Annotated in this window: 5 protein-coding genes; all 5 read right to left on the bottom strand. The window is 66.0% G+C overall.

All coding sequences use genetic code 11. From position 1 onward, the window contains the following. On the bottom strand, positions 1–178 hold a 178-nt coding region (locus tag EAH89_RS33690; RefSeq protein WP_161993831.1), incomplete at its 3' end, for a transposase. 536 nt (positions 179–714) lie between these two features. Beyond that, positions 715–912: a hypothetical protein gene (locus tag EAH89_RS32945; RefSeq protein WP_241667273.1), complete on the bottom strand. Its 198-nt coding sequence runs from the start codon at positions 910–912 to the stop codon at positions 715–717. Positions 913–1,094: 182 nt separating this feature from the next. Next, positions 1,095–3,008, bottom strand: a complete 1,914-nt coding sequence (gene rpoD, locus EAH89_RS30180; RefSeq protein ID WP_140887787.1) for an RNA polymerase sigma factor RpoD — start codon at positions 3,006–3,008, stop codon at positions 1,095–1,097. 137 nt (positions 3,009–3,145) lie between these two features. Further along, on the bottom strand, positions 3,146–4,726 hold the full coding sequence (locus EAH89_RS30175; protein WP_140887785.1) for a GGDEF domain-containing protein: 1,581 nt from the start codon (positions 4,724–4,726) through the stop codon (positions 3,146–3,148). Between the two features lie 140 nt (positions 4,727–4,866). Then, positions 4,867–5,500, bottom strand: a 634-nt coding sequence (locus EAH89_RS30170; protein WP_140887782.1) for a DUF697 domain-containing protein, incomplete at its 5' end; no start/stop codon positions are given.

Below are 5,500 nucleotides of genomic sequence, written 5' to 3'. Positions count from 1 at the left end.
TCTGCCGACGCCAGGTGTAGAGCAGGCCAGTCCCAATGCCGTGGCGCCGCGCTACCGCTATCGGCGAGCCTCCCGGCTCCAGGCTCTCCATGACGATGTCGCGCTTCTGCGCTCCCGTCCAACTCCGCCGCCGCTCGCCGCGGGTAATCACCTCGACCGGCTTCTCACGCACACTCATACGAGTAATCGTATGAGCGTCCTCAGCCTCTGTGATCCGCGGCGGTAGCGTCCTGCCCATCCCGCACTTGCATCACAGCACCACTCCGCGCCGCAATGTGCCGCCGCCGCGACGCTTACGGTTTACCGAGCGAAGCGGAGTTCGCATCCGCACGCATTGTCGACTCACGAGGCGGCGTTCTTGCTGTTGCGTTCCGGCAAGACGAGGCAACGCGGGCACTCGTCACCCGTGCCCTAAACGCCCTTGTGAACCTCACGAAGAAGGCTGCTTAGCACGGATGCGCCGTGGTCGAGGCGGCCCGCAGCACTGAGGGATTGGCCGGCAGTCGCCCGCGGCGATGAGGGGGCGCCGCCAGCGATACGCGAGTGGGCGGCTAAGCTGGAAGCTAAGCTGAATATGTGGTGTCGTCGACGCGAGAGGCCTTCTCCTGGATTAACAGTCACCAAATCGCCGGCGACCTGCGCACGGGCGTGCAGAGGCTCGAAGACGCGACCTCAGCCGATGTACTCCTGGGTAGCGGCAAGCTTGCGACCGAGCTAGATCGACTGGATCTGGTCGACGAGCACAAGTTCCTTGTTCTCCCCAGGATCGCTGGTTGCGGACAAACCCTCTACCAGAGTGGACTGCCCATCGCGCGACGGCTTGAGCTGATCTCGGCCACGCCGCTCCGCAGCGGCGCCGTTGCCGTGCATTACCGATGCGCCAACTAATCCGAGCAGCTTCTTCGCGCTCAACTCGCTTTCATTAAGAAGCCACCCCGCTGCGCAACACGGCTCCCTCCTGCTATTGCCGTGAGAGCTCAATTGATCGGGCGGGGAGCCATGTGGCGGTTGCTGGAGCGGACGGGCCCTGCCTCCCCTTACGCAACGCGGGTGAGTTCTAGTGGATGTCCGCGCTACTCGTCGTCGGAGCTCAGCTAAGTCTCATCGAGGAAGCTGCGGAGAAGCCTCGATCGGGACGGATGTTGCATCTTCCGGAGAGCCTTGACTTCGATCTGACGGATGCGCTCGCGCGTAACGTTGAACGCCTGACCTACCTCCTCAAGCGTGTGGTCGGTGTTCATGCCCACCCCAAAGCGCATCCGAAGGACCCGCTCCTCCCGCGGGCTGAGCGAGGAGAGAACCTTCGTCGTGGCTCGCCTCAGGCCCGTTTGCACAGCAAGATCGAGAGGCATGACGGCGCCCTCATCGCGGATGAGATCGCCCAGCTGGTTGTCCTCAGAATCTCCAACCGGCGTTTCCAGGCTGATCGGTTCGCGAGCAATCTTCTGAGCCCTAATCACCTTCTCGACCGGCATGCCCATTCGCTCCGCGATCTCGGCAGGGGTCGGCTCCCGTCCGCGCTCGCGCATCAGCTGCCCTGAGGTGCGGCTCAGCTTGTTGACGATCGCAGCCACATGCACCGGAATGCGGATGGTCCGGCCTTTCTCCGAAAGGCCGCGCGTGATGGCCTGACGTATCCACCAGGTGGCGTAGGTGGCGAACTTGAACCCGCGGCGGTAGTCGAACTTGTCGACCGCCTTCATCAGCCCGATGTTGCCCTCTTGGATGAGGTCTAGGAGCGGCATGCCGCGATTGGTGTACCTCTTGGCGAAGGAGACAACCAAGCGGAGGTTGGCCTCGGTCAGCTCCTTCTTGGCGCCGTTCATATCGCGCTCGCCCTTGGCCACGGTGGCCTGGACGCGGCGAAACTCCTCGATCGGCAAGCCAGCCTCGGCTGCGATGGCGAGGATTGATGCCCGTGCCTCCTCCGCGTCCGAAGCATAGCGCGTCGCGAGCGCCATCCAGCCTTTGCCCTTGCGCGAGGCGAGGCTGGCCACCCAGTCCGGTGAGGTGCTTGAGAAGTGGTAGGCAGCAAGGAAGTCGTCGCGCCCGACCCCTGCCGTCTCGGCGACACGAAGCAGGCGGCCCTCGGCGCCTACCAAGCGCCTGTTCAGATCGCGCAGCCGCTCGACGAGCTCGGAGATGCGGCTGGGATGAAGGTGGAGGCGGCTGATGAGGGACACCAACTCGACACGATGCTGCTTGAACGCCGCCTCTTCCGCCGGCCCGAGCGCGCTGCCGTCCGCGTAGGCCGCCATGCGACGTGCCTGGAGGTCTCCGAGGATTTGTGCGGCCGCGTCGATGGCTTGAAAGGCGGTGAGAGCCTCTGGCCGGAGCTGCTGTTCGAGGGCAGAGGGAGCAATCTGTATGTCGGCCTCCCCTGCCTCACCCGGGATCTCTGTCTCCTGCTCGGCACCATCGTCGGTGGGCGCCTCCCCTGCCTCCGCGGTCGCCTCAAGGTCCAGGACGTCTCGCAACGGCATGCGTCCGTCCCGCACCGCCCTGTACCAGCCCAGAATGGCGGCCAGCACCAAAGGGGACTCGCAGAGCCCCTCAATCATCATGGCCCGGCCGATCTCGATGCGCTTGGCCACGGCGGCCTCGCCCTGTCGGGTCAGCAGCATGAAGGCGCCTGCGTCCCGCAGGTACATGCGCACCGTATCAGCTGCGCCTGGAGCGTCCTGCTCGGCTCGCGTGGCCACCTGGGCCGTGTCCGCCGAGCCGTCCTCCTCCTCTTCAGCGGCCCCCTCGTCTCCCTCGCCCTCGTCCTCGTCGGCAACTTCGATGCCGAGGGCGGCTAGCATGACGAGGGCCTCCTCCAGGCTGTCCGACGAGTTGTGGTCCGTCTGGAGAGTGGCAGCGACCTCTGTCTTGGTGACGTGGCCACGGCGCTGGCCACGTTCGACCAGGTACTGCAGAGCCCGGCCCTCCGCCCCAGGCAATGAAGCCAGGAGAGATGTAGCCGTGACGTCCAGTGTTGGCTCGCTACTCTGCGCGACCGCCGCCATGCTCGCTTCCTTCACCGAGGCCCTAGGGCCCGAGTTGCCGTGGGCTTTTTCACCAAGTTCGCCACGTCTATCGTGGCTCGTTTCTTAACGCTCCCCGGCCGGACGGAGGCGACGTCGAGGTCGAGGTCGAGGTTCTGCTACTCTCCCGCCGCCAGCAGCCCGGGCTCTTGCCGTGTCGTGCTGAAGCGTCTCGCGATGCAGGCGCAGTTCCTGCCGCTGCGCTTTGCTTCGTAGAGGGCAGCATCAGCCTCCTCGACGAGGAGGCCCGCGTGCTGGCCGTGCTGCGGGTAAAGGGTAGTGAGCCCGACGCTGACGGTTACAACTTGCGATAGGCTTGCAGCGTGGGGGATCTCGAGAGCGGCAACGGCAAGGCGGATGCGTTCGGCAAGAGTCCACGCACCAACGACGTCGGTGTCGGGGAGCAAGATCGCGAACTCCTCTCCACCGTATCGCGCACCAACGTCAACAGGCCGGAGCAGGGCGGAACGGATGCAGGCAGCGACGCGCCGAAGCACCTCGTCACCCTGCTGATGCCCGTAGCTGTCATTGTAGGCCTTGAAGTGATCGGCATCGAGCAGCAGCAACGAGAGAGGGGTCTCGTTGCGAGCAGCGCGGCGCCACTCCCGATCCAGGGACACGTCAAACTGCCGCCTGTTCGCGAGGCCGGTGAGACCGTCCGTCGTCGCAACGATCGTGAGGCGCTCAGCGGCCTCGGTCAGGGCGCGCTCTGCCTCAATTCGGCGCAGCATCTCCCGCTTGAAAAGCAGGCACAGCGCGACGGTCGCGCTGCACAGAAGCAGGAGGATGGTCCCAAGGATCCTCACCTTGCTCCACCAGGCCGCGCGGACGCCCGCGGTTGACACACCGACGCTCAGGATGAGGGGCAGATCGCCGATCCGGCGAAAGGTGTAGAGACGCTCGACCTGATCCAGCGCGGAAGTGCCGACGAACTGGCCGGAAGGCGAGGCGACGAAGTGCCTGAACGTGTCAGCAGGACTGATGTCGCGCCCCATATCGGCGTCCTTAAAAGGGTGCCGGACCACGACCGTGCCGTCGGTTCTCAGCAGGGTCACCGATCCCTGTGAGCCAAGATCGAGCTTTTCGAACAGGTGCTGGAAGTAGGCCAACCTGAGCGCCCCGATGACGACACCACCGAAGCCACCGTCCTCGCCGGTCCGTCGACGGCTGATCGCGATACTTGGATCTCCACGCCGAAGGCGGCTGTGATAGGGGCGGCTGATGTACAGCCCGGCGTCGGGCTGCTCCTGATGGATGCGAAAATAGTCGCGGTCGGCGAAGTTCAGCCCCATCGGCACGGTCGATGTCGAGCTCGCTGCGATGGAGCCCTCCGGATCAAGCACCAGGATTGAGCCAAGGTATTCGGCCGTCGCAGCACGGTCGAACATCGCCAGGTGCCGGACCTCTGGTGAGGTTTGATCGAGTCCGGGCTGGCGCAGAGCGAGCGTGACGCCCTGCAGCGAAAGATCATAGGTATGGATATTGCGCGCGATGTCCTGTTCGAGGGCACGCGCCAGATTGGAGGAGGCCGTTTCCGCCTGACGCCATGCGTCCGCTCGTGCGTCCAGCAGGACGAGGGCACCCAGCCCAAGCACGCCAACGGCCACGCCCATGCCGGCCACGGTCAAGGAGCGAACGACCGCCGCAGGGCTCCAGGTGTGCGGACGAAGAACGCTCAAGCCGATCGCCAGTCTCTGCATGGTCCACCCAGCCGCTGCTCTGAGCAGCCACAGGGGTTGGTCGCTGCGAGGGCGACCATATCAGTGCCGACATCACCAATACGTGAAGTTTTGTCGTCCGCCAGGGACCGAAGAGCAGGCTGTCGAGAGGATCCGTTGCCTTACAGCGCCCTCTCGAAAGGCGAGCACGCCTGAGCGGTGACCTCGGCGAGGCGCTTGAGGCGCAGGGCGGTAAGGCCTGAGCCCGGCAGGGCAGCGGCGAGGTGCCTGAGTACCGGCAGATGCGAGAGGGCGCTGTCGGCAACGCTGCGCCCCAGCAGGTCGAGCCCCGAGGTTCCGGCCGCGGTCCAGGCCAGCCGTCGCAGCAGCGAGAACGTCACCATCGCGCCCGGTCGCATGCCGTGGATTGCCGCCACCTGCCGCAGCAGGGAAAGGCCACGCAGCCCCGCCAGCACCCCGTCCAGCGCCGGCGAGGGGCTGATCGCCACGACAATTCCACCCTCGAGCGCGGCTTGGCTCCCCGCCCGCTGGGTGGCGCTCTGCAGCGGTCCGACCAGGTGCCGCCGCAGTGCCGCCCGCAACAGCGGCACATCCGCTGCCGTGCCCGCCGCCTCTCGCGCGGCCGCGAGCCCAGGTAGCTGGTTGAGGGAGCTCAGCCAATCGAGCGCCAGGGCACGCGCGGGCAGAACGGGTCCGCTGTCCTCCGCCAGCAGGGCACGGAGCGCGTCGACCCGCCGCAGCTGCCGGAAGGCGCGTCCCTCTCGCCAGGTTCCCCAGAGCACCGCCAGCAGCCCG

The organism is Muricoccus nepalensis (assembly GCF_006438825.1).
Lineage (GTDB): Bacteria > Pseudomonadota > Alphaproteobacteria > Acetobacterales > Acetobacteraceae > Roseomonas > Roseomonas nepalensis.
Note: the sequence above shows the minus strand (reverse complement) of the source record. Positions and strands in the feature narration are given on the sequence as shown.

Excerpts from the sequence above, each read along its gene's own strand:
- rpoD (WP_140887787.1), bottom strand. The coding sequence starts at position 3,008 with ATGGCGGCGGTCGCGCAGAGTAGCGAGCCAACACTGGACGTCACGGCT.
- EAH89_RS30175 (WP_140887785.1), bottom strand. The coding sequence starts at position 4,726 with ATGCAGAGACTGGCGATCGGCTTGAGCGTTCTTCGTCCGCACACCTGG.